This is a genomic window from Hymenobacter coalescens (genome assembly GCF_054783195.1).
Window position 1 is genome coordinate 166,119 of the sequence record NZ_BAAGRA010000002.1, and the last position, 24,227, is coordinate 190,345.

At 65.0% G+C, this 24,227-nt stretch carries 23 protein-coding genes; 18 read left to right on the forward strand and 5 right to left on the reverse strand.

Annotated features, from left to right (window positions below):
* Nucleotides 1–68: 68 nt before the first annotated feature.
* Entirely contained in the window at nt 69–830 is a 762-nt protein-coding gene (locus tag ACYVKQ_RS01875) for an IS5 family transposase (protein ID WP_460575021.1), read from the reverse strand.
* Between the two features lie 121 nt (nt 831–951).
* Here ACYVKQ_RS01875 and ACYVKQ_RS01880 point away from each other — a divergent pair, with 121 nt between their 5' ends.
* From ACYVKQ_RS01880 to ACYVKQ_RS01890, 3 genes are all read left to right on the forward strand, one after another.
* Nucleotides 952–1,431 carry a GNAT family N-acetyltransferase gene (locus ACYVKQ_RS01880; protein WP_460575023.1) on the forward strand — a complete coding sequence of 160 codons (480 nt, stop codon included), beginning with the start codon at nt 952–954 and terminating at the stop codon, nt 1,429–1,431.
* 168 nt (nt 1,432–1,599) lie between these two features.
* Nucleotides 1,600–2,019 carry a hypothetical protein gene (locus ACYVKQ_RS01885; protein WP_460575025.1) on the forward strand — a complete coding sequence of 140 codons (420 nt, stop codon included), beginning with the start codon at nt 1,600–1,602 and terminating at the stop codon, nt 2,017–2,019.
* Nucleotides 2,020–2,166: 147 nt separating this feature from the next.
* A complete protein-coding gene (locus ACYVKQ_RS01890; protein ID WP_460575027.1) occupies nt 2,167–2,790 on the forward strand; it encodes a GrpB family protein in 624 nt (207 codons plus the stop codon).
* A gap of 57 nt (nt 2,791–2,847) precedes the next feature.
* On the opposite strand, the gene ACYVKQ_RS01895 is transcribed toward ACYVKQ_RS01890, so the two are convergent.
* On the reverse strand, nt 2,848–3,978 hold the full coding sequence (locus ACYVKQ_RS01895; protein WP_460575029.1) for a zinc metalloprotease: 1,131 nt from the start codon (nt 3,976–3,978) through the stop codon (nt 2,848–2,850).
* Nucleotides 3,979–4,203: 225 nt separating this feature from the next.
* On the opposite strand from ACYVKQ_RS01895, the gene ACYVKQ_RS01900 reads away from it, so the two are divergent.
* The 7 genes from ACYVKQ_RS01900 (at nt 4,204) to ACYVKQ_RS01930 (ending at nt 10,579) form a co-directional block, all read left to right on the forward strand.
* Nucleotides 4,204–4,512: a hypothetical protein gene (locus ACYVKQ_RS01900; protein WP_460575031.1), complete on the forward strand. Its 309-nt coding sequence runs from the start codon at nt 4,204–4,206 to the stop codon at nt 4,510–4,512.
* A gap of 35 nt (nt 4,513–4,547) precedes the next feature.
* The gene (locus ACYVKQ_RS01905; RefSeq protein ID WP_460575033.1) at nt 4,548–4,766 is read left to right on the forward strand and encodes a hypothetical protein; all 219 of its coding nucleotides are present in this window, start codon (nt 4,548–4,550) and stop codon (nt 4,764–4,766) included.
* A 258-nt stretch (nt 4,767–5,024) separates the two neighbouring features.
* Nucleotides 5,025–6,854: a peptidoglycan D,D-transpeptidase FtsI family protein gene (locus ACYVKQ_RS01910; protein ID WP_460575035.1), complete on the forward strand. Its 1,830-nt coding sequence runs from the start codon at nt 5,025–5,027 to the stop codon at nt 6,852–6,854.
* Nucleotides 6,855–6,894: 40 nt separating this feature from the next.
* Entirely contained in the window at nt 6,895–7,482 is a 588-nt protein-coding gene (locus tag ACYVKQ_RS01915) for a hypothetical protein (RefSeq protein ID WP_460575037.1), read from the forward strand.
* A gap of 38 nt (nt 7,483–7,520) precedes the next feature.
* Complete coding sequence (locus tag ACYVKQ_RS01920) at nt 7,521–8,396, forward strand: aldo/keto reductase (RefSeq protein WP_460575039.1); 876 nt, start codon at nt 7,521–7,523, stop codon at nt 8,394–8,396.
* Between the two features lie 57 nt (nt 8,397–8,453).
* A complete protein-coding gene (locus ACYVKQ_RS01925) occupies nt 8,454–9,539 on the forward strand; it encodes an OmpA family protein (protein WP_460575040.1) in 1,086 nt (361 codons plus the stop codon).
* 227 nt (nt 9,540–9,766) lie between these two features.
* Complete coding sequence (locus tag ACYVKQ_RS01930; protein ID WP_460575042.1) at nt 9,767–10,579, forward strand: polysaccharide deacetylase family protein; 813 nt, start codon at nt 9,767–9,769, stop codon at nt 10,577–10,579.
* Nucleotides 10,580–10,674: 95 nt separating this feature from the next.
* On the opposite strand, the gene ACYVKQ_RS01935 is transcribed toward ACYVKQ_RS01930, so the two are convergent.
* Nucleotides 10,675–12,381, reverse strand: coding sequence for a GMC family oxidoreductase (locus ACYVKQ_RS01935; protein ID WP_460575044.1), 1,707 nt, complete (start codon nt 12,379–12,381; stop codon nt 10,675–10,677).
* Entirely contained in the window at nt 12,378–13,259 is an 882-nt protein-coding gene (locus ACYVKQ_RS01940; RefSeq protein WP_460575045.1) for an aldo-keto reductase family protein, read from the reverse strand. The genes ACYVKQ_RS01935 and ACYVKQ_RS01940 overlap by 4 nt, the downstream gene beginning before the upstream one ends.
* Nucleotides 13,260–13,685: 426 nt before the next feature.
* Between ACYVKQ_RS01940 and ACYVKQ_RS01945 the strand changes: the two genes are divergently transcribed.
* The 6 genes from ACYVKQ_RS01945 (at nt 13,686) to ACYVKQ_RS01970 (ending at nt 20,331) form a co-directional block, all read left to right on the forward strand.
* Nucleotides 13,686–13,823 (forward strand): hypothetical protein, encoded by a 138-nt coding sequence (locus ACYVKQ_RS01945; protein WP_460575046.1) that lies wholly within the window; start codon nt 13,686–13,688, stop codon nt 13,821–13,823.
* A gap of 273 nt (nt 13,824–14,096) precedes the next feature.
* Nucleotides 14,097–15,101, forward strand: coding sequence for an alpha/beta fold hydrolase (locus ACYVKQ_RS01950; RefSeq protein WP_460575047.1), 1,005 nt, complete (start codon nt 14,097–14,099; stop codon nt 15,099–15,101).
* Nucleotides 15,102–15,316: 215 nt separating this feature from the next.
* Nucleotides 15,317–15,946, forward strand: a complete 630-nt coding sequence (locus ACYVKQ_RS01955; protein WP_460575048.1) for an FKBP-type peptidyl-prolyl cis-trans isomerase — start codon at nt 15,317–15,319, stop codon at nt 15,944–15,946.
* 50 nt (nt 15,947–15,996) lie between these two features.
* On the forward strand, nt 15,997–16,533 hold the full coding sequence (locus tag ACYVKQ_RS01960) for a hypothetical protein (RefSeq protein ID WP_460575050.1): 537 nt from the start codon (nt 15,997–15,999) through the stop codon (nt 16,531–16,533).
* Between the two features lie 88 nt (nt 16,534–16,621).
* On the forward strand, nt 16,622–18,592 hold the full coding sequence (locus ACYVKQ_RS01965) for a KUP/HAK/KT family potassium transporter (RefSeq protein WP_460575054.1): 1,971 nt from the start codon (nt 16,622–16,624) through the stop codon (nt 18,590–18,592).
* 161 nt (nt 18,593–18,753) lie between these two features.
* Nucleotides 18,754–20,331 (forward strand): type VII secretion-associated serine protease mycosin, encoded by a 1,578-nt coding sequence (locus tag ACYVKQ_RS01970; protein ID WP_460575058.1) that lies wholly within the window; start codon nt 18,754–18,756, stop codon nt 20,329–20,331.
* Between the two features lie 76 nt (nt 20,332–20,407).
* Here the strand turns inward: ACYVKQ_RS01970 and ACYVKQ_RS01975 are convergent, their stop codons facing one another.
* Nucleotides 20,408–22,210: a M61 family metallopeptidase gene (locus ACYVKQ_RS01975; RefSeq protein ID WP_460575063.1), complete on the reverse strand. Its 1,803-nt coding sequence runs from the start codon at nt 22,208–22,210 to the stop codon at nt 20,408–20,410.
* A gap of 188 nt (nt 22,211–22,398) precedes the next feature.
* Here ACYVKQ_RS01975 and ACYVKQ_RS01980 point away from each other — a divergent pair, with 188 nt between their 5' ends.
* A complete protein-coding gene (locus ACYVKQ_RS01980) occupies nt 22,399–22,953 on the forward strand; it encodes a C40 family peptidase (protein WP_460575069.1) in 555 nt (184 codons plus the stop codon).
* A gap of 798 nt (nt 22,954–23,751) precedes the next feature.
* The gene (locus tag ACYVKQ_RS01985; RefSeq protein WP_460575074.1) at nt 23,752–24,189 is read left to right on the forward strand and encodes a DUF2147 domain-containing protein; all 438 of its coding nucleotides are present in this window, start codon (nt 23,752–23,754) and stop codon (nt 24,187–24,189) included.
* Nucleotides 24,190–24,227 lie beyond the last annotated feature (38 nt).

A 24,227-nucleotide genomic window follows, 5' to 3' on the forward strand; every position in this document is an offset into this window, starting at 1 on the left:
GCCTCTCGATTTCCTCACCAGTACTCAGTAAAAATGATGAACAAAAGCTTTAGAGCGTGTTTGGGAATTCAAAGTAGTCTGTTGAGGCAGAGCGATACGTTGGCCCAGAGAATCCAGGCGGCGTGGCTTTCGGGCGTGTACTCGTAATCCATCACCACACGCCGAAAGAAGTTGAGCCAGGCAAACGTGCGCTCGACGACCCAGCGGCAGCCCACGGGCACGAAGCCGCGGCTGGCGGGCGGGCGGCTGCTGACTTCGTGGCGCAGGCCGCGGGCCAAGAGCCCTTCGGCGAAATGGCCGCGGTAGGCACGGTCGGTGACGACGGTGGTCAGGCGCGGGCCCCACTGGCGGCGCTGCAGCAAGAGTGGGGCGGCCCCGCGGCTGTCGTGCAGGTTGGCCGCGTGCGTGCGGCAGGCCCAGACGCGGCCTTGCCGGTCCACCAGCACCTGCCGCTTGCGTCCGTTGACGCACTTGCCCCCGTCCGTGCCGCGGTGCTCGGCGATGCGCGGGGCCAACTTGATGCTTTGGCTGTCCAGGCACAGCACCGCCGGCGTGGCCGCTTGCCCCTGCGCTTGCCGGTCCGCCGCGTTCAGGGCCCGGTTCAGCTGCTGCAGCGTGCCGTCCTGCTGCCAGCGGCGGAAATAGTAATACACCGCCGGCCAGGGCGGAAACGCGGCGGGTAAGCAGCGCCACTGGCAGCCCGTGCGGCACACGTAGCGCAACGCGTCCACCACACGCCGCAGGCACAAGCGCCGCTTGCGTTGCAGCGGCAGCAGGCAGCGCATAACTTGCCACTGCGAGTCAGTAAGGGGTTGATAGCACGCAACCATAATGCAGACCGGAGCCTAGGAACTCCGCCTGCAACTTACTGGCTCGTTTCTGTTTAACTCAAATCAGATTCCCAAACAGGCTCTTACTCCGTTTCCGGTTATAAAAACAACAAGGCTGACCTTGCGGCAACTCAGCAGCAGTGATGACGAAGCAATATTTAGCTTGCGTTCAAGCAAGCAGGTAAACAAATACCTTGGTAGAAAGCCTAGCGAATCAATGAAGGATGCCCAGAATTTCATCCGGGCTATCAATGAAAACGTTCAACGGGACGAATCCATTTACTGGGGCATTACACTTGGCGACGACAAAAAACTAATCGGAACAATTTGCTTGTACAGCTTTTCAAAAGATAATACCACGGCGGAAATTGGATTTGAATTGCTACCAGACTTCCAGAGAAAAGGAATAATGCAAGAAGCAGCCCAAAAAGTAGTCGACTTTGGATTCAAAGACATTGGACTAAACTCGATAGAAGCTTATTCGCACTTCGAGAATCAAGAATCAACAAGACTTCTAGAAAGATTGGGGTTCAATAGAGAAAGTATTGCTGACGAAAATCTTATACTATTCAAAGTAACAGCTACCCTGCGCTCAGCATGACATTCAACGTGAGGGGCCGCACAATTGCGCAACGCGCTAGATGCGTAATTCCGACCCATTCCTGACGAGAAGCCCCAGCCTCCCACGGCCCCCCAGCGGCCAGCCGGTCCCGCGCCGCTTGGAGTCGTCTGGGCAGCGTTGTTCCATTCGAAATAATAAGCAGCACATATGGCCACTGATACTCATCTAACACCATCAGATTCATTCTCTGATGAGGAGCTACGCGAGATGTGGCGGGTCCGATGGAAGTCTTCAATTGAAGAATTGACGTCCATCGAGCATCAGCGCAAAACGTGGTTGGATGTAGTTAAGCCTAGCGTACACTACACGTATGTAGAGTTTATGAGCTGCTATTTCGATGATTTGCTGTGCGGATTGACTTACAATCAGCTTATGGATAATGGCTATGTAAGTAAATGGGAAAAGGACATTCTGACCGAATGGCACGAGGCACTTAACAGTTACAATTCTCCTTGCAATGATGATTACAACGATGAAGCCATTCTGAATGACCCTGAATGGCTTCGGATTGGAGAGTTGGGAGCGAGAACATGGCAAGAACTTCAACTGCTTTGGAATAGAAAATAATTACTCTTCTAGAGTACGTTGGCGCAACGCAACTCGTGACTAGCCGAAGCCGCAGCCTCCCTTGCCCACCAGCGGCCAGCCGTTGCCGCGCCGCTGGAGCTGCATCAGAAATGCTTATAGCGACCTTCACATCCTTCCACCGCCTCGATGCCTGCCCCAAAGCCAATCGTGCTAACGCCATACTCCGACCAATGGCCGGTGGTGTTTCAGCAGCTGAAGGACGTGTACGAAGCAGCTTTGGTCGGTTTGGTCGAAGGAATCGAGCACGTTGGCAGCACTTCGGTTCCGGGCCTGCAAGCCAAGCCCGTCATCGACGTTGACATCATCATAGCGGAAGCAGGCCAGCTGGCAGCCGTCGTGCCCAGGCTGGCCGCTTTGGGCTACCACCACGTCGGCAACCAAGGCATTGCCGGCCGGGAAGCCTTTAAGCGCACCTCTGCGCTGGTGCCGCTCGACGGCTCCGGCAAAGCCTGGCCGCCTCACCACTTGTACGTGTGCCCACGGGGCAGCCTGAGTCTGCTGAACCACCTCACATTCCGGGACTACCTTCGCTCGCACCCGCAGCAGGCCCGGGCTTACGGCCAACTAAAGGAAGAGCTAGCCGCCGCATTTCCGGGCGACATGGACCGCTACGTAGCCGGCAAGACGCCGTTTGTGCTTGGGGTGCTGCAGCAGCTCGGATTTGAAGCAGGTTCGCTTGCCTTGATCCAAAGTCAAAACGCCCCTCCCCCCGGGTCACCTAACGCAAGCTTGCCACAGCGTAGCTTGTAACCAACCGTGTTCGGCAAGCTCAGCATGACTTGATAACCAGCACTCCAGAATTAGCTCCTAAACCGGCTTAACCGCTGCAGCTTCCTGCTCGGCCCAGCGGACGGTATCCAGCAGCCACTCCTGGTACAGACGGGCACTGCCTTGGTCGAGGTTGCGGGGCAGCTCGCGCAATGCCGCCTGGGCCTGGGTGCGGGCACGTTCGGCATCACCGGCGAGGCGGGCCAGGGCAGCTTCGACGCGGTACGGCTGGTCGGCCGGGGTGAAGGCATTGACTTTGGCCACGGCCTGGTGGCTCTGGGCCGCGGCGGCATCGTGTTCGTAGGCAGCGCTGAAGAAGGCTGCTTCCAGCCAGCCGCTGGCTTGCAGCGCTTTGGGCAGCTCGGGCAGGTGCTGGCGGTACTGGCTCAGGTGCTGCCCGGCCGCGGTCGGGTTACCCGAATCGAGGTGGTGCAGATAAAGGTAATAGGGCACGTAGGGCCGAAACGGGTGCTTGACGTCGAGCGCAGCAGCGGCTTCCAGGGCGGGGCGGCTCAGCTCACGGGGGCGCATCCCGGCCATGCTGTGGATGGTGGCCGTCAGCATGCACGCTTCCATCTCCCGTTTGGGTCCCGGGCGGCTCAGGTTGAGCAGGCGCATGCCGTCGCTGGCAAATCCTCCAGCTTGCAAGGGAAGCAGATTGATAACGCCCAGCAAAAGGGAAAGGGCCCCGCTCAGGCTCAGCGCCACGGCCGGCACCGTGGCCTGGGCCGCACCGGGCAGCAGCGCGTAGAGGCCCAGCGCCAGTGCACCCCAGGCCAGGCTTGCCAGCGGTCCGCCCGCTATGAACACGCGAAACCGCTCGCAGAGGCGCAAATCGTCCGGCGGCGCACTCAGGGCCAGGCCGCCGGCGGCGTTGAGGCTGCGGTTCCACCCGAAGCGCAGGCGCCCCGAGGGCTGGCGGCGCCACATCAGCGGCCCCACCGTAAGCCAGTGCAGGCGAAACCCCTGCAGGCGGCCGGCCAGCGCGTGGCCGAGTTCGTGCAGGCCCACGGCCACCAGCCAAGACACCGGCAGCAGGGCCAGCAGCCCCAGAAATTCTGCGCTGCTCCAGTGTAAGTTCACCGGGAAAGCCCACCCGTGCCGGGCGCTTAACAGACCAATTCCTCCGCCCAGGATGGCGCACAGCAGAAGCCGCAGCAGCTTTTTCATGGTGTATTGCTCGAATCTCAACCTCTTCGGGAAGCGAAACCGCTCCGCAGAATACCAAATGTAGCGCCCCCGACGCGGCTGCCGCAAGCGGTGGCAGGCGGTGCCACAGGTGCCCGGCTATATTGCGCGGAGCTTTGCCCGGTGGCCCCGACCGAGCCGGTTGGTCGAAGCCTTCCCTCCCATGTTTCCCTGTAGCATCGCCTCCCACGGCTGCTCTCCCCCACCATGCGCAGAGTTTTACCAGTCATCGTGCTGGCCCAGTTCTGCTGCACCTCGCTCTGGTTTGCGGGCAACGCCATTGCGCCGGAGCTGGCCGTCACGTTGCGGCAGCCGCCGGGCTTCGTGGCGCCCCTGACCAGCGCGGTGCAGCTCGGCTTCATTGCCAGCACGCTGGCGTACGCCCTGCTGGCCGGGGTCGACCGGTTTTCGCCCGCGCGGGTGTTAGGCCTCAGCGCCTTGGCGGCCACCGCGTGCAACCTGGGCCTCAACGTGCCCGGCATCGACGCGGGCGCCCTGCTTGCGTGCGGCTGCTGACGGGCTTTTTCCTGGCCGGCATCTACCCCGTGGGCATGAAAATAGCCGCTGACTACGCCCCGGCCGGCCTGGGCCAGTGGCTGGGCTTTCTGGTGGGGGCGCTGGTGCTCGTGGCCGATTCGCCGATGTTTTCCAGCCTGGTGGCCCGCAGCACACCCGAAACCACCCGCGGCACGGCCCTGACCATCGTCAACTGCCTGGGATTCGCGCTGACCGTTCCCAGCATTGAGCTGACCAGCTGGACGGTCGGGTAGAGGCGCACAACCTCTTGGTGGTGCTGGCCCTGGGGCTGCTGGCCCAGCTTGGGCACCCGGCAAAGCCGCCGGGTAGCCGCGGCGCCGGCGGGCGGCCATAACCGCCGCTGCCCTAACCCGGACGCGGCGCACGACACGGCAGGGCGGCACGGATGCCGGGCGCACAGCCACCAGGAAGCTGTCGCCGTTGGGCGGGAGCCAGGCCCCGTTCGGCGAGCAGCTGGGCGCTAAACTGGGCAATTGCCTAGCTTTGCCCTCATGCGCACGGCTCTCGACAGGTGGAAAAAGACGCTGCTGATGATGGTAGCGGGCCTGAGCGCCTGTTCCTCTCCCGATCAGCAAACGGGCCTTCCCGCCCAGCCGGACCAAAACGTCAGCATCCGCTACTCGGCCCGCCGTGTGCCGGTGGGCGACTCGCTGATTCGGGGCCGCCTGCTCGACCGGCACGACTCCGTGCTTGTCGCCACCCGGCCGCAGTTTCTGCTGCAGCTGCCGCGCCGCCCCCCGCTCGATACGCTCCTGCTGGGTGAGCTGCTGGGCTGGGACTCGACCACCGTACGCCGCCGCATTGCCGAGGCATTGCCCTACCCCGGTGCTCGGCCCGGCTACCCGGTGCAGCTCAGCCTGACAGTCGCCGAGGCCGAGCGGGTGCGCCGCGACAGCAGCGCCACCGTGCCCCGGCTCACGCTGACGCAGCGCCCCCGGCGCACCTACACCACCGGCGCTGGCGCGCCCGTGCTCGGCTACCTGGCTGCTGAAGCGCAGCCCTTCCTGCGCCAGGCTCAGCGCACCGGGCGCGGGCGCTTTTACCGCCTGCGCAACGGCGGCGTCGAAACCTACTACAACGGCCTGCTCAGCGGGCACCGCGGCTATCTGCACCCGCTGCTGGACCGGCAGGGCCGGCAGCACGGCACCTGGGCCAAGGACACCCTCTTTCAGCAGGGCCAGGACCTGCGCCTGACCATCGACGCGAAGCTGCAGGCTTACGCGGAAAAGCTGCTGGGCAACCGCCGCGGCTACCTCGTGGCCCTGGACCCGCGCACCGGCGAAATCCTGGCGTACGTGTCGGGGCCGGTGTACCCCGCCGCCACGCTCACCGCCCCCGATAAGGCCGGCGTGCGCGCCGAGCTGCTGGAGCACGAGGACATGCCGCTGCTCAACCGCCCGGCCATGCTGGCCAATCCGCCCGGCTCGGTCTTCAAGCTTGTCAACGCCGCCATTGCCCTGCAGATGCAGGCCATCAGCCCCGGCACGGCCTTCCGCTGCGACCAGTCGCTGGTGAGCTGCGTGCACCACCACCGCCCGGCCAAAAACCTGACCGCCGGGCTGAAGTACAGCTGCAACCCCTACTTCTACCAGGTGATGCAAAGCCTGATCGACTGCGTGCCCGACAGCCTGGCCGGCGACACCGTGGCCGCCCGCCACGCCAACCTGGCCCAGTGGCGCCGCTATGCCCGCTCCTTCGGCCTCGATTCAGTGCTGGGCGTGGACCTGCCGCGCGAGGCGCCCGGCTTTCTGCCCACCCCGGCTTACTACGACAAGGCCCGCCGCACGCGCAACTGGACCTACCGCTCCATTTACTCGCTGAGCCTTGGGCAAGGCGAAATCAACCTTACCGGCCTGCAAATGGCGAATCTGGCAGCCATCGTGGCCAACCGCGGCTGGTACTACCCGCCGCACCTGGTGCGCGGCGTGGGCGCCGGCGGGCCGCTGCCGCGCTTCACCCACAAGCGCCGCACCCTCATCGACAGCGTGCACTTCGCCGCCCTGGTGCCCGGCATGGTAGCCGCCCTGCAGCGCGGCGGCACCGCCGATGCCTCCAGCCTGGCCGATGTGGGCATCACGGTAGCCGGCAAGACGGGCACCGTGCAGAACGACGAAGGCGACGACCACGCCGCCTTCGTGGGCTTCGCCCCGGCCGATAAACCGAAGATTGCCGTGGCGGTGTACCTGGAAAACGCGGGCTTCGGGGCCACAGCCGCCGCGCCCTGCGCCGTGATGGTGATGGAGAAGCACCTGCGCGGCTACATTGCCCCAAAGCGCAAGAACTGGGAAAAGCGCATTCAGCGCCGGGCCGCGGGCGAGTAGACCGGCCGCCGGCGGCCGGTCGCGTATCTTGCGAGTACCTATGGCCATCTGGCAATACCGCTTAACCGCCCTGCCCGCCGCCGGAATCCGGCGCAAACTTGGCCACATTCCTGCCCAGCTCTTCATCGACCACGAAGGCCGGAAACAGTACTGGGCCGCGCCGCCGTCGCCAGACTCGCTGCCCCGCCCAGCCTTCGAAGACGCGTACACCATCAATTGGTGGGAGGACGTAAGCATTGCCGCCGCTCCGCTGGCCGCGCAGATTGATCAGCTGCTTCCCCGCGAAACCTGGGTTGCGCCTACGTCCGACTATATCCGCTGGAAAGGGGACGGCCGCCGGGACGAAGACCACGATTGTTCCATTGCCATCGACGCGGCCACCGGTACGCTGGGAAACGTCGAGTTTCGGACCGACTTTCGCAACCTCGACAAGGCCTTTGCTTTCCTTTCGGCTATGCTGACCCTGAGCGCCTCCCGCGACCTGCTCGTGTTCGATGCCGCCGGGGCGCTGATGCCGCCTCAGGTGGCGGCGGTGCTTCCATCCGTTCAAAATTCCAGCGCGGTGCGCTTCCTGACCAAGCCGCAGCAGTTTCTGGAGCAGATACTGCGCGAACAAAAAGACAGGTAACGGGTAGTATTTCCCAATCCATCCTTCCGCCCTCGCCCATGCCCGCAACTATCACCATTGCTCCGCACTCCGCCCAGCCGCTGATGGTCAGCCGCCTGGGCTACGGCACCATGCGCCTCACTGGCCCCGACATCTGGGGCGAGCCCGCCAACCGCACCGAAGCCCTGCAGATTCTGCGCACCGCCGTGGAATCAGGGGTCAACTACCTCGACACGGCCGACTACTACGGCGAGGACGTGACGAACCGCCTCATCCGCGAGGCGCTGCACCCGTACCCGGCGGGGCTGGTCATCGGCAGCAAGTTGGGCGCCACCCGCCGCCCCGATAAAAGCTGGGTGCCCTACCACCGCCTGGAGCAGCTGCGCCAGAGCATCGACAACAACCTGCGCACCCTGGGCCTGGAGCAGATTCCGCTGGTGCACCTGCGCCTGATGGGCCACGCCGGCGTGCCCCTCGACGAGCAGCTCGGCGCCATGTTTGAGCTGCAGCAGGCGGGCAAAATCCTGCACGTAGGCCTGAGCAACGTGACCCGGGAAGAGCTGGAGGTGGGATTGAAGCTGGGTCCGATTGCCACCGTCGAGAACATGTACAGCTACGCCCAGCGCACCACCGTGCAGCTGCCCCACGGCCACAACCCCGGCGGCGAGGAAGTGCTGGACCTCTGCGAGCAGCACCAGCTGCCATTGATTCCCTTTTTCTCCCTGCTGCACGCGCTGTCCAAGGCCAACGACAACATCGCGGAGGTGGCGCGCCGCTACGACGCCACGCCGGCCCAGATCAACATTGCCTGGCTGCTGCACCGCTCGCCCTGGATGCTGCCCATTCCCGGCACGTCGTCGCTGGCGCACTTGCGCGAAAACCTGGCGGCGGCCGATATTCGCCTGAGCGCGGAGGACCTGGCGCTCCTGGGCTGAGCCCACCTGGCCGGGCCACGCCCGTAGCTGTTACTGATTTATTTGCTCCTGAAGCTCATGCATAGCACCCCGAAATGCAGCATGTGCCTGGGCGCGGTGGCCCTGCTGCTGGCCGCATCGGCGCAGGCGCAATCTTCCGCGCAGTCGTTGGCCGGCATCTGGCAGGGGGTGGAAACGGCCCCGGACGAGCCCGGCGCCACCTGGCCGGCCGTGCTGCGGGTGCAGCAAGGCAAAGGCAATGGGCTGTTCGGCGTGCTCTACCAGGAAGCCGGCGGCCGCCCGGGCGTGACGGTCACGTTTCAGGTGCAGGCCACCCGCACCGCCGGCGGCATGCGCCTTGAACACCTGCGCAAGCTCCACGAAACCGGCATCAACCCGTTCAGCTACTGGTGCGAGGGGGCCATTGCCTTCAGCTACGACGCCGAGCAGGAAAAGCTGACCGGCCGGGCCAATTATGACCCGGTGGGCAACTGCGACCATGGCAGCTTCGCCCTGTACCGCGTCAAGCTGAAATCGGCCGCCACAGTGCCGGCGGGGGCCGAAACCACCATCCGCGTGTCGGGGCGCGACGTGCGCTGGTACGCCGATGCCGACCTGAAGCAGCCCGTGGCCACGGGCAACACCCACCGCACCAAGCTCAGCAAAACCACCACCTTCTACCTCGTGCAGGGCTACTACCGCACCCGCGAAAGCGCCGTGGTGCCCATCACCATCAAGGTAAGCGGCGCCGTGGCGCCGGCTAAGCCCACACCGACTCCGCCTGCCGCCCCGGTGCCGGCAGACACGGCCCGCCCGGCCGCGCCCATCATCACCGAAAAGCCCGTGGTGTTGCCCACGGTACTCTTCCGCCAGGGCACGCCGGAACTGCTGCCCGAAGCATTGCCGGCCCTGGACCAGCTGGCGGCGGAACTCCGCAACCGGCCCGCGCTGCGGCTGCGCGTAGCGGGCCACACCGACCGCATCGGCGAGCCGGAGAAAAACCAGGCCCTCTCGGAACAGCGCGCCGAAGCGGTGAAGGCGTACCTGGTGAAGGCGGGCATTGCGGCCGGGCGCATCAGCACCGTCGGCTACGGCGACTCCCGCCCGCTGCACCCCTCCCCCGACCCGCGCAACCGCCGCGTGGAAGTAGCCGAAGTACGGTAGCAACCGGGGGCTTGCGCAGGCGCCCCATCCGAACTATAGTGGGCGCAGTTGCAGCGGCTAGCTTCAGCAACGCGGGGGTGCCTGCCCGGAGTACAGCCGGTGCGCGTCTGTCGTTTCGGGGACGCGGCGGCCGTTGTTCACAAGCCGGCAATTGTTCCTAAAAAGCATAGACTTGCAGCGCCCGGCCGAGCGCCGCCTGACCTCTACGTTTCACTATGCCCACGGACATGCGTTTTTTTCAACTGCTGCTGCTGGCCGCGGCCTCGCCCCTGCTTACGCGCACGGCGGCCCTGGCCCAATCGGCCACCACCTGGAACGGCAAGAGCTGCGCCGTGGTGCTCACCTACGACGACGCCCTCGACGCCAACCTGGACCGCGTGGTGCCGGCCCTGGACTCGGTGAAGCTGCGCGGCACGTTCTACCTCATCGGCTCCTCGCCCGTGGTGGCGCGGCGGCTCAGCGAGTGGCGGCAGGTTGCCAAACGCGGGCACGAGCTGGGCAACCACGCCCTGATGCACCCCTGCGACGGCTCGCTGCCCGGCCGCAGCTTCGTGACGCCCGACAACGACCTGAGCCAGTACACCGTGAGCCGGGCCGTCAGTGAAATCCGGACCACCAATACCCTGCTCACGGCCATCGACGGCCAGACGGCGCGCACCTTCGCTTACCCCTGCGGCGACCGGCAGATCCGGGGCGTGCACTTCTACGAGCAGCTCCAAAACGATTTCGTGGCCGCGCGCGGCGTCACCCAGGGCCAGCCCACGGCCGCGCAGGTCGACTGGCACAACGTGGCCTGCTACTCCATCAACGGGCAATCGGCCGAGTACATGATTGAGCTGGTGAAGAAGGCGCAACAGTCGCACACGCTGCTGGTATTCCTGTTTCACGGGGTGGGCGGCGGCCACGCCCTGAATGTGGACGCGCAAGCCCACCGCCAACTGCTGCGCTACCTCAAGGCCCAGGAAAAAAGCATTTGGGTCGCGCCGATGGTGGAAGTGGCCGCCCGCATGAAAGGCACGCCGGCGCCCATCGCCAAATAGCGTCCTTGCTCGGCCTTCTTCGAGGCGCATAAGTCAGCCCCCACGCCCACCGGCCTTTCGACGGTGGACGCGGGGGCTGAACGCTTACCCCGGAATCACTCCACGGCCTGCAATTCCGCCGCGGCCTCAAGGGCTGCGGTCGGCTGCCGCTGCCGGAGGTAATCGGCCAGCCGCAGGGCCTGGGCCACGATGGTGAGCGTGGGGTTGGCGTGCCCCCCCGTCGGGAAGACCGAAGCGCCGGCCACGAACAGGTTGTCCACGCCGTACACCTGGGCATTGCCATCCACCACGCCGGTGCGCGGGTCGTCCGACATGCGGGTGGTGCCGATGTGGTGCGCGGCCGAGTTGAAATGCGTCATCTGCTGGCGCACGGTGCGCCGCAATTCCTGCTCGTCGAAGCGAATGTCGCCGGCGCCGGCCGCCCGGAAGCGCTCCACGAACAGCTGATGCGCCCGCACGATGGATTCCAGGTCTTCTTCCTGAAACGCCATCCGCACCTCGGCCCGGGGCATGCCGAACGCGTCCGTTTCCGTCGCCGAGAGGCAGATGCGGCTTTCGCGGTGCGGCGCCTGCTCGCCCTGAAAGTACAGCCCCCAGTTGGGGTTGTGCTTAGAGGGCAGCAGGTACGGCAGCCGGCGCTTGGCCATGCGTTGCAGCCCGATGCGCACCAGCTCGGGCAGCTCCACGAGGCCATGGCGGGCAATGTTGGCCAGGTGGCTGCGCAGGCCCGGCAGCTGCTGCCGGGCCTGCCCGACTATGCGCCCGAAGGATTTCTGGCTGAGGATGAAGAGCAAGGTTTTGGCCACGAAGCGCGAAGAAAACAGCACGTCGCGGTGGCCCTCCCCGTTGCGCGGGTGGTAGAGAAAAAAGATGCAGTTGAGTAGCCGCTGCCCCTGCTGCGCGGGCTCCGGAATCCACCAGCGGCGGCGGCAGTACACGCCCTGGTCGCGCTCGAAGCCGGCGTGCAGCGCAGCCCGGTTGTGCACCGTCAGGTCGGCGTACACGCCGCAGTAGTGCCCCATGTAGTAGCGGCCCACGTTGTCCAGCTCATTACCCAGCCCGGTGGGGAAGCGCGCCGAGGTGGAAGCCAGCAGCAGCCGGGCATTTTCGATGCCGCCGGCGGCCAGCACAAACCGGCCGGCGGCCACCGTCAGCGGCTGCCCGCCCATGGTCACGCGCACGTGGCTTACGCGGCGGCTGTCGCCTGCGCAGCGCAGCGCCAGCACGTGCGCGTCCATCAGCACCCGGATGTTGGGGCTGCTTTCCAGCGCGTCCTGGTAGGTTTTGCCGAAGTGAACCGGCGGGCTCCACCGCTCCAGCGCGTCGGAGGTCAGCTCCGCCGCCTCCATGCCCGGCAGAATTTCCCGCGGGGCCGCGGGGAAGGCCGAGCGGGCGCTGAACTCGTAGCGCCCGATCTGGCAGAGGTCGGCGGCCTGCCGGTAGTACGGCAGCAGGTCTTCGTAGCGGAAGGGCCAGCCGCTGTCGGGTACCCAGGCGCGCGGCTTGAAATCGACGGGCTCGAAGGGAATGCAGCGCCCACCCCAGGCGGCCGACGAGCCCCCAAACTGCCGGCGGCGGTTTTCCTCCAGCGGCTCGTGCGAGCCGGCCGGTGCGGCGCTGCCCCGGTACAGGTCCTGGTTGGCCAGCGTTTCCGTCCAGGCGCCACCCGTTATCATCACTACGCTGAGCGGGGTGTTGTTCAGGCGCAGGGCCAGCGAAATGGCGGCCGGGCCGCTGCCGATGATGCAGACATCAGCCGTGAGGGTGTGGTCGGGGGCGAAGGTGTTGGTGGAGAGGATCATGGCAGCAGGTCGTTGAGCACCGGCAAGGCCGGCCGCAGGTTGGAGACATAGCGCAGGGCGTCGATGTTGTGGGCCAGGTGGCTGAGGCTGCTGGTGCCGAACAGCACGGCGTCGGCCCGGTGGTCGGCCAGTACCGACGCAATCAGCAGCTGCGCCAGCGACATGCCGGCCAGCCCGTCGAGGCTCCGAATGGCGGCGGTGTGCTGCGCGAAGGTCTGCTGCAGGCTGCGGTAGGGCTGCAGCACGGCGTTGGCCAGCACCGGAATGCCGTGCCGGCGGCACAGAGCCACGATGGGGTTGTCGAGGTGCCAGTTCACGGCCGTCTGCACCAGCTGCACCTGTCCGCTGGCAATGCCGGCTTCCACCACCCGGTAGTCGTTGGTGGAGAGGCCCGTGTAGCGCGCCAGGCCGAGCTGCCGGATGCGGGCCAGCCCCTCCCAGGGGTCGGCGCCGGCCAGGTCGTCCCAGCCGGGCTCGTGCAGCAGCAGCGCATCGGCCGCTTCCACGCCCAGGCGCTGGTTGCTCTTGCGGATGCTGCCGAGCAGGTACTCCGAGCGGTAGTTGCCCTTCGCCCCGGCTTTCTGTCGAAGCTTTTTGCCGAGCTGATTCAGGGGCGAAAGCCAGCCGGGCGTGTGCACGCAGGGCAGCCCGGCTTTGGTCACCACGAAAAAGGGCTGCGCGGTGGCCTTCAGGGCGCGCCCAACGAGGCGCTCTGCGTCGCCGGAGCCGTAATAGTCGGCCGTGTCGATGAGGTTGACGCCTTGCTCGGCCGCCAGCCGCAGAAACGCCCGAAACGTATCGGCCGGCAAGCGGCTGCCCAAAGAGGCGGCCCGGCTCGTCCCGATGCCGACGCGCGAGAGTTGATCCAGTGAAATCATGTGCAAAGCGTTTGCGGTGGACAAACACCCCGGGCCAGCCAGCACGGTTGGGCGCCTCAGTCGCGGCGCCCACGGAGGGGTGCCGCAGCGGCCCAGCCCGGCCGGTAGCATCGGGAGAAGGCGGCCCCAGTATTCGACCGCTGAAGCTGGCTAATGCCCTCAACAGTCAGAAACAACTGCGCCGGCCTTCAGGGTAAATATTGACATATTTTCCGATAATATATAACTATGTTTAGTGATTTTTGTCAGTAATCCTGATTTCAGCAACTCTCATTTCACTGCTTCCAATTCTGCTGCTGGCTATTTTGGCGAAACGTGCCTAAAGGCTTACCTAACAAAACAATGAGGCATGCATAACAACTAATTAACATTCATGTCGTATCTTTGCATCAAGATTCTGAACATCACTTACATAGAACATAGACAATGAAAAAGACCACCGCTGTTTCGACACTGTTGCTGCTGGGTGGCCTGGGGTCCTTAGGGCTGTGGGCGGCTCGTACGCTGCGCTTTAACTTGCACATCGGCGCCCTCGACGAGGAACTGAGCGACTACTGCTGCTAAGCGCCTCTTTTCCGGGACTTCCGATTGATACCAAGCCGGTTCTGCCTCCGCAGGGCCGGCTTTTTCGTGCCCTTCAGTGCCCCGGCGCCTGCGCGGCCGCGTAGGCAAGAACAGCAGCGGCCAAACTGGCCTGGCCCGCGCCCTCCCGATCATCCACCGAGGTTGCCCGGCGCCGGCCGGCTGGCCAGCGGCTGAAACCCGGGCGGCTTCCGTCGCGGTGCAGTAGCTTAGCCTGCGGAATGCCCGCTACCCTACCGGGCTTCCCGTTAGCCGATGCCCCTGCTCTTTTCTTCACCCCGCTGCCTGGGCGGCCTGCTGCTGGCAGGCCTGCTGGGTGCGGCCGTTCCGGTCTGGGCCCAGCAGCCCGGTGCCCCACGCGACACGTCGTTCACCGTGCACAGCGCCTACGTAAAGGCCAAAAAGCAACATCCCAGCATCACCGTGGCCCGGCCGCCAGTGCCGAAAACCATCCGGCAGCGGCCGGGCGTGACGTACTGCACCCTGCCCGGCGGGCGTGAGCTGAAGCTGGACGTGTTCTACCCCAAAGCCAAGCGCAAACAGCGGTTTCCGGCGGTGCTCGTCATCCACGGCGGCGGCTGGCGCTCCGGCGACCGGTCGCAGCACGTGCCGCTGGCCCAGCAGCTGGCGGCCCGCGGCTACGTGGCCGTCACGGCCGAGTACCGCCTTTCCACCGAAGCGCAGTACCCGGCAGCGGTGCAGGACCTGAAGACGGCCATCCGCTGGCTGCGCGCCAGCACCGCCACCTACCCCATCGATACCACCCGCGTGGCGGTGTGGGGCTTTTCGGCCGGCGGGCAGCTGGCGGCCCTGATCGGCACGACCAACGGCGACCCAGCCTTCGAGGCGGGCAGCTGCTACCGCAGCCGCAGCAGCCAGGTGCAGGCCATCGTCGACGCCGACGGCACCCTGGCCTTCATCCATCCCGAATCGGGCGAGGGCGACGACCGGAAGGGCCCGTCGGCGGCCACGCTCTGGTTTGGCGCGCCCAAGACCGAGCGGACCGAGCTGTGGCACCAGGCCGGGGCGCTCAACCACGTCACGGCCCAGACACCGCCCATCCTGTTCATCAACAGCAGCGTGGACCGCATGCACGCCGGCCGCGACGACATGCGCCGGCAGCTCGACGCGTTCGACATTTACAGCGAAGTGCACAGCTTTCCGGAGGCCCCGCACCCGTTCCCGCTGTTCAACCCGTGGTTTGAGCCGACGCTGCAGTACACGGTCGACTTTCTAAACCGGGTGTTCCGGGGCAAGTAAGCCGGCTTGGTCGTGGCGCCGCCCAAGCCGGCCAGCGGCACGCCCAGTCGCTCGTATCAGCCTGTGCCGCTGCGGCTTCCGCCCCAGACGCCCCGGCGGGCGGGTCCGCTCCGGCCGGGCCGGCTCGCCGGGGCCTGCTTTTTTTCTGCACCTTCGCCCCGGCAGCCGTATAAGGATGCTTTACCACGCCTGCCTTTTACCCCAAACCCTACCCCATGGAACTGACCTCGCTCAAGCAGCAAATCAGCTACATCATCGGCCGCGACCTGGCCCGTAACTTCGCCCAGCAGGGCCTCGACCTGGACGTGGACGTGCTGGCCACCAGCCTCCGAGACGCCCTCAGCGGCAAGCCTAGCCAACTCTCGCCCGAGCAGATGCAGCAGGCCATGCAGCAGTTTCAGGCCCAGATGGGCGGTGCCGACGAGGAAGAGGACGGCGGCAGCCAGTCGGGCGGCGAAAACAAGGCGGCCGGCGAGGCCTTCCTGGCCGAAAACAAAAACAAGCCGGGCGTAACCACCCTGCCCAGCGGCCTGCAATACGAGGTGCTGCAGGAAGGCTCGGGAAAGAAAGCCGGCCCGCGCAGCTCCGTGACCACCCACTACCACGGCACGCTCATCAACGGCAAGGTGTTCGACAGCAGCTACCAGCGCGGCGAGCCGGCCACTTTCGGCGTCAACCAAGTAATTGCCGGCTGGACAGAAGCCCTGCAGCTGATGAGCGAAGGCTCGAAGTGGCGCCTGTACATCCCCTCGAACCTGGCCTACGGCTCGCGCGGTGCCGGCCGCGACATCGGACCGGATTCGGCGCTGATTTTCGACGTGGAGCTGCTGAAAGTAAACAACTAAGAACTTCCCGGTGGGCGGACGGTTATGCTAGCCGTCCGCCCCTTCCGGTTATGGAACCGATATCCTACCGCTTCGCGCCGCCCCCCGTGCCCCCGCCGCGCCCACCCCTGCACAGCGAGGACGGCCGCTGGCAGCTCACCGATGACGAGCTAACCCTGGAGGGCCGCAGCTACTCGCTGCTGGAGCTGGAGCGCGTGTCGGTGCAGCACGTACGTTGGCTGCTCTGGATCATGCTCGGCGCCTTCGTGCTCGGCGGCTTTACCCTGGCTTTTCTGCAGGACTGGATTCGGACGCTCACGGCCATGCTCGGCATGGCCAGCGGTGCGCTGATTCTGGCCTGGGGCCAGCGCGGCGCCAACCGCGTGCGCCTGCACCTGCTGGGCCGCCAAGACGCCCACCACGCCCTGCCCGGCGAGTTGGCAGCGTGGCAGACGCTGGCCAGCGAAACCAACCTGCGCATTCACCTGCGCCACCAGCGGGCCGCTGCCGAGGCCCTGGCCCTGCTGGCGGCCCAGCAGCCGGAACAGCCCTTTGACGGCGGCGCCCCCGCGAGCGGGGAATCCGCTCCCACGTCTTCTATTTCGTAGGATCCGGGCCGACCGCACAGATGTGAGACCGGTCCTTACCTTTGCGCGCCTCATTTTCCGAGGCCCTTACCCCCGTTGTCGCGTCCTTATGAGTGACACCCAAACCCTCGCGGAAGGCAAAGCTACTTCCTCCCCCCACGCCCACACCGCGGTATCCACGGCGGGCCTGCTCATTGCCCTGGGCATCATCTACGGCGACATCGGCACCTCGCCGCTGTACGTGATGAAGGCCATCGTGCCCAACATCATTACCCGGGACCTGGTGTACGGCGGCATCTCGGCCGTGCTCTGGACGCTCACGCTGCAAACTACCGTCAAGTACGTGCTGCTGACGCTCAACGCGGACAACAACGGCGAAGGCGGCATTTTCTCACTCTACGCCCTGGTGCGCCGCCGCGGCGCCTGGCTGTCGGCTGTGGCCATTGTGGGCGGGGCGGCCCTGCTGGCCGACGGCGTGATTACCCCGCCGATTTCGGTGTCCTCGGCCATTGAGGGCCTGGAGGCCAAATACCCCGGCATCCCGACGGTGTACATCGTCATAGCCATCCTATGTGGGCTGTTTCTGCTGCAGAGCTTCGGCACGCAGATCGTGGGCAAAGCCTTCGGCCCCATCATGTTCCTGTGGTTTTCCATGCTGGCCGTGCTGGGCGTGTACGGCATCACCCAGCACCCGCAGATCCTGCAGGCCATCAACCCCTACTACGCCTACAACATGCTGGTGAACACGCCGGGCGGCTTCTGGCTGCTCGGGGCCGTGTTTCTGTGCACCACCGGGGCCGAGGCGCTGTACTCCGACCTGGGCCACTGCGGCAAGGGCAACATTCGCATCAGCTGGGTGTTCGTGAAGCTGTGCCTGGTGCTGAACTACTTCGGGCAGGGCGCCTGGCTGATGAACCACGTGGGTGACAAGCTCAACGGCCGCAACCCCTTCTTCGCCCTCATGCCCGACTGGTTTTTGCTCGTCGGCATCGGCATTGCCACCATCGCGGCCATCATTGCCTCGCAGGCGCTCATTACCGGCTCGTTTACGCTGGTGGCCGAGGCCATCCGCCTGAACATGTGGCCCAAGGTGCGGCTGAACTACCCCACCGACGTGAAGGGCCAGCTGTACGTGCCGAGCATGAACCGCCTGCTGCTGCTGGGCTGCATCGCGGTGGTGCTGTACTTCCGCAAGTCGGAAAACATGGAGGCCGCCTACGGACTGGCCATCACCATCACCATGATGATGACCACGCTGCTGCTCTCGATGTGGCTGCGGGCCAAACGCGCCCCCGTGGCGCTGATCGGGCTGTTTCTGCTCGTGTACGGGGCTATCGAGGGCTCCTTCCTGATTGCCAACCTCATTAAGTTTCCGCACGGCGGCTGGGTGTCGGTGGCCATCAGCCTCTGCCTGATTGCGGTGATGTACGTGTGGCTGCGGGCCTTCTACATCAAGCGCCGCCTGACGGAGTTCGTGAAAATCGATCCGTACATGGACGCCCTCAAGGAGCTCAGCAACGACGAATCGGTGCCGAAGTACGCCACGCACCTCGTGTTCATGTCCTCGGCGGAGCGGCAGACGGAAATCGAGTCCAAAATCATCTACTCCATCTTCCAGAAGCGCCCCAAACGCGCCGACATCTACTGGTTTGTGCACGTGGACACCACCGATGAACCGTACACCATGGAGTACAAGGTGACCGAGCTGGCCCCGAACGATGCCTTCCGGGTGACCTTCCGCCTGGGCTTCCGGGTGGAACAGCGCATCAACCTGTACTTCCGCAAAGTGGTGGAAGACCTGGTGCGCAACAAGGAAGTGGACATCACCTCGCGCTACGAGTCGCTGAGCAAGCAGCACGTCACCGGCGACTTCCGCTTTGTGGTGCTGGAGAAGTTTCTGTCGGTCGAAAACGAGTTTCCGTTCGTCGAGAACCTCGTGATGCAGGCTTACTTCTACATCAAGCAGTTCATCGCCTCGGAGGACAAGTACTTCGGGCTGGACACGTCTTCGGTAAAGATTGAGAAGGTGCCGCTCATCATCACGCCCACGCGCAACGTGTCGCTGAAGCGGGTGTACTAACCCGGTCCTGGCCCCGCCGGCCACCAACGCGACGCCCCTAAAGGCCGCTCCAAACCACTGGAGCGGCCTTTTGCGTTGGCGGATAGTAGGCATGTTGCATTACTCCCGATTTTTTCGTGCCTTGACGGAATGTTCTCATTCTCACCCCAAAACACCGTTCTATGCGCAATTCTACCCTGTACCCCGCCGCGGCCCTGCTGCTGTGGCTGGGCGCCTGCCAGTCCTCCGACGAGGAGCTTCTTCAGGTGCAACCCGAACCGGCAGCCAGCGGCGAAGCCCTGACCACCACGCAGCTGGACGACCAGATCTGGGCCCAGGTGCGGCGCACCGGCACCTACGACTGGCGCCAGGCCACCGACCACGTGGTGTGGAGCGCCCTGCAGCGCTCCGACCAGGTGCTGAGCGTGGGCTACGCCCCCGCCGGCGCCGCCCCCGATGTCCTGCCCGAGCGGGCCGCTGCCGACCCGGCGTACCAACAGGTGCGGCAACAATTGCTGGCGCTGATGGTGGCTGCCGAGCGCGAGGCCGACCCCTCGGTCACCGCCGAAAACCTCGTCGTATTTGAAGAGACTACGTTGCCGGTGCTCACCGTGCGCGTACGGCAGCTACGCACCGTGCAGACGCTGCGCCGCTCCCCGCTCGTGCGCTACGCCGAGCCCATGGGCTACGAGCCCCACCGCGAGGGCCAGACGGCCAACCGTACCAACGCCACGCTCAGCAGCAGCGGCTGCGGCTCCAACACCGCTGCGCCCGGCCTCGTGGCCGGCTCCGACTACACCGTGCTCACGGGCGGCAGCAAGTCGTCGTGGAACCAGGCCGATGCTTACCACGGCATTCGCGCGGCCTGGACGCAAAGCACCGGCCGGGGCGTGAAGATGGTCATCATCGACTCGGGCGCCTCGGACGCGCAGGAAAACCTGGGTGCGGCCTTCAACCAGGGCCTGAGCACCGACCGCACCATCGAGCGGCTCGTCACCTTGCCGCGCAACAGCCTCTTCGGCATCCCCTACGGCGCCGCCGAAACGCCCAACGACCCGTGCGGCCACGGCACCAGCATGGCCGGCGCGGCGGCAGCGCCCCGCGGCACCGATGGCGCCGCCGTGGGCATTGCCTACAACGCCAACCTGATTACCATCCGCGCCGCCGAAGACGTGTTTCTGGACGCCTCGCGCGAAGTGCAGGGAGTATCCACCGCCTTCACACTGGCCGCGGGCCGCCCCGACGTGCGCATCATCAGCATGAGCATGGGCCGCGTCACCAGCTCCGGCCAAATGGCCGACGCCATCCGTTATGCCTATGCCCGCGGCAAGCTCATTTTCTGCGCCGCCGGCACGTCCTTCGACTGGTCGGCCGGCTGGGTGGGCGTCATCTTCCCGGCCAGCCTGCCCGAAGCCGTAGCCGTGACGGGCCTCAAGGATAACCTCACCACCCGCTGCGACGAGTGCCACACCGGTGCCGACGTGGAGTTTGCGGTGGTGATGCAGCGCAGCAGCAACAACCTACGCCCCCTCTCGCTGGCCATGAGCGGCGATACCCCGAGCACCGTGGGCGGCTCGTCGGTGTCGACGGCCTCCATGGCGGCCATGGCCGCGGTGGTGTGGAGCAAGTACCCCACCGAGACGCGCGAGCAGATCCGGCAGCGCCTGGTTGCGGCCAGCTCTAACGCCACCAACCGCAGCCCCAGTTTCGGCTACGGCCGCGTGAACCTCGCCCGCGCCGTGGGGGCTGTGGTGCAATAGCCCTCATCGTTCAGCAACGAAAAAGCCCCGCCGGAAGCGTTCCGGCGGGGCTTTTCAGTAGGTTACCGTGGTGGCGTTACTGGGGCAGCTGCAGCCACTTGCGGCGCACGGCCAGCTGCTCCGAGGAGGCATCGGCGGCCATTTCAATGCGGTAGCGCGTGGCTGTGCCGGCCAGCAGCGGAAACGTCAGCTCCCGGAGCTGCCCGTCGCGGGTAACGAGCAGGCGCAACGGGCTGCCCACGGGGCGGGCGGCCAGGGCCTGGTTGAGGTCGGTGGGCGGACGCAGCCCATCCACAGCCACGATTTCGTCGCCCACGTTCAGGCCGCCCTGCCAGGCGCTGCCGTCGCGCAGCACGGTGCTTACCACCGGCTTGCCGCTGGCCGTGGAGACCGAGGCGCCCAACGCGGCCTCCTGGCCGGCGGCGGCGTTCAGGCGCAGGCCCGCGTAGCCCAGCGCGCCTTCGTAGTCCAGGCGCTTGGTGCCGTACACCGATTCGCGGAAAAACGCGTCGAAGCGCCGGCCGGCGACTTTGGCCACCGCGTCTTGAAACTCCTCGTCGGTGAAGCCCCGGCCCAGTTTCTTGTAGTACTGGTCGTAGAGGTAGCGCATCACGTCGTCGAGGCTTTTCTGCCCCTTGGTGGCGTTGATGACCATCAGATCGAGCACGGCTCCGATGACCTCGCCCTTGTCGTAGTAGCTGATGGTGGCGTTTGGCGAGTTTTCGTTGGGCCGGTAGTGCTTGATCCAGGCGTCGTAGCTGGCTTCGGCGGCCGACTGCACCCGGTTGCCGGGCGTGTTTTCGACGCGGGTGATGCCCGTCGCCAGCTGATCGAGGTATTGCTGGGGCTTCTGGAAGCCGGCACGCTGCACGATCAGGTTGGAGAAGTATTCCGTGCCGCCCTCGCTCAGCCAGAGCATGCGGGTGTAGTTTTCCCGGTCATAGTCGAAGGGCCCCAGGGCGATGGGCCGGATGCGCTTCACGTTCCAGAGATGGAAATACTCGTGCGCGGCCAGGCCCAGAATGCCCAGGTAGCCGACCTCCGTGGTGTAGGCGTTGCGCGAGATTTGCAGCGTGGTGGAGTACAGGTGCTCCAGGCCCCCGCCGCCGCGCTCCAGGTTGTGCACGATGAAGAGGTAGCGGTCCAGTGGGTTCTGCCCCACTACCTGCTGCGCCGACTCGCAGATGCGCTTGAAGTCGGCCACCACGCGCTGCTCGTCGTAGCTGGCCGGGCCGTACATGGCAATGCGGTGCGGTGCACCCTTCACATCGAAGCTGAGCACCTTGTGGTTGCCGATTTCAATGGGCGAGTCGGCCAGCTCGTCGTAGTTCGACGACACGAACGTGTACGACGGCCCGGCCCCGGCGGGCTTCAGGCTGGTCGAAACTTCCTTCCAGCCCTCGTGGGGCCGCACTTCCAGCTGCGCGGGCAGCTGCTTCTGCCCCTCCGGGTACATAAACACGCTGGTGCCGTTCAGGTAGCCGTGCGAGGCGTCGAGGAAGCTCGTGCGCACGCTCAGCTCGTTGGCGTACACGCGGTAGCGCACCTTGAAGTCCTTCTGACCGGGGTGCGTGATGCGCCAGGTGTTCTTGTTGATTTTCTCCACCTGCAGGTCCTTGCCGCCGCTCTGGGCCGCGAAGTCCTCCACGTTTTTGGCAAACTCGCGCACCAGATAGGAGCCCGGAGCCCACACCGGCATCTTCACGTCGGTGGTGCGGCCCGCGAAGCCGCTGAGCTGCATTTCTACCTCGAAGTAGTGCGTTTGGGGGGCCGGCATGGCCAGCACGTAGCGTAGCGCGGGCGCCGCCAGCACCGGGGCCGAGGCCAGCAGGGCCAGCACGGCCGTGGTGCCCAGCCGGCGCAAAGAAGAATGAAGCATGTAAACGGTGGTGGTGAATGAAACCGCGAAAAAACCGCGACGTGCGCCACTGACGAGCCGGCACGCCCGGGGGCTGCAAAGTAAGCCCGAAAACCCACGGCTTGCGCCACCCAGCAACACCGAATAGGCCCGCTGCGTTAGTTTCAGCACCCGCCGGCGTACCACACCTTGCCCCGGTTGGCACGATTATGCGTTACGTTTGGCTGATGTTTGGAATCCTGATAACCGCACTGCTGGGCCTACTGGGCTGGCAGAACCTCCGCCCGGACGCCCCGGTGCCCGCCAGCGGCGACCTGCCGCGCGTGCGGGCCGTAGTATACCGCGCCACCACGCGCCCCGGTGCCGAGCGCGCCGATCAGGTCGTGAGCTTCGCCCTGCGCCAGCTCGGCAAGGCTTACTGCTACGCCGGCACTACCCCCGAGGGCGGCTTCGACTGCTCCGGTTTTTTGACCTACGTGTACGGCAATTTCGGCATCGACGTGCCGCACTCCTCTGCCCTGCAGTACAAAACTGGCGCGCCGGTGCCCCGCCCCGAAGCCCGCAAAGGCGACCTGATCATCTTCACCGGCACGGCGCAGGGTAGCTCCACGCCCGGCCACGCCGGCATCGTGATATCCGAACCGGGCCAGCCGCTGCGCTTCGTGCATTCTTCCTCCTCGCGCCGCGACCCGGGCGTCAAAATCAGCCAGGTCGATGGCACCGACTACGAGCGGCGCTTTCTGGGCGTGCGGCGGGTGCTGTAACGGCCCCGTCGACAGCCACTACGAAGGGTAACGAAGTAGCAACGGGTCCTGATAAAGCACTATTCAATAAATAGCCCCGCCCGCAACTCCTGCATTTGCAGGAGTTGCGGGCGGGGCTATTCTTATGGCAGGTGCTGCTAGCTGCCGTAGTGCTTTGGCCGGGCAACGCCTGCCGGAACAGCGCGTGCACTTGTGCCGACGCACTGACCACAAAGGAGAAACAGGTACCGGCTGAAAACAGCGAAGCCCGGCTGCCTTCACAGGTAGCCGGGCTTCTAATCCTGGGGCCATCTTACCAAGCGACCGGCCACCGGGGTCACCGGTGCGGCCATCTCAGTTCAGACCTGCCGTAATGCAGGGCAACATACGCTCCCCCACGACACTTGAGTGTTACGCGCGTTCGGCGGTGAAGCGAACGACATTACTCAGGCTTGGCAGGATGGATTTGGGACTATCAGACATTTTGTACCTCCTTTCTTTTTGGTGAAACATCACCTCCGGGGGCGCTACCAACAACTTAGGTCCGCTGGCCGGGGCTGTAGCACTCGCTACGGTCACTAAAGTTATATCCCGTACGAATGGTTCAAAATTAAAAGTGGCTTTTTTCTTTCTGCAAAGGGCATTTACGGGCAGCTAATTGATTTTCAGCGCTATTATTTTCTGTTCCACCACCGCTTCTAGCAGAACGGTTGCAGCTTGGTATACTACTTGCCATGGGCAGCCGCAAGCACATTGTTGCGGCTTCAAGTTGCTTTTGTATCTTTTCCCACCAACTTCACTTCCTACCCCCTTCTAACCATGAAGAAATTGCTCCTGTGCCTGGTGATGCTGCTCGGCATCGTTGGCGCGGCCTCGGCCCAAAACCTCTCGCCGCTGGGCGTATGGACCAACAGCGAGAAGAAAGCCACCTTCGAGATTTACAAGTGCGGCAACAAACTCTGCGGCAAGATTGTGTCGTTGACCGTGCCCAACGACCCGGCTACCGGCAAGCCCAAAACCGACTCGCAGAACCCAGAGCCCAAGCTGCGCAACCGCCCTCGCCTGGGTATGGTGTTCATGGAAGGCTTCGAGTACGACGAGGACAACAAATGGGACGACGGCAAGATCTACGACCCGGAAAGCGGCAAAACGTACTCCTGCTACATGAAAATGCTCAACGCCAACAGCATGGAGGTAAAAGGCTATATCGGCTTCTCGCTGATTGGTCGCTCCCAGACCTGGACGCGCGTTAAATAAGCCGCTGCTTTTTGATGCTGCTATTTCGGCCGCCTGCT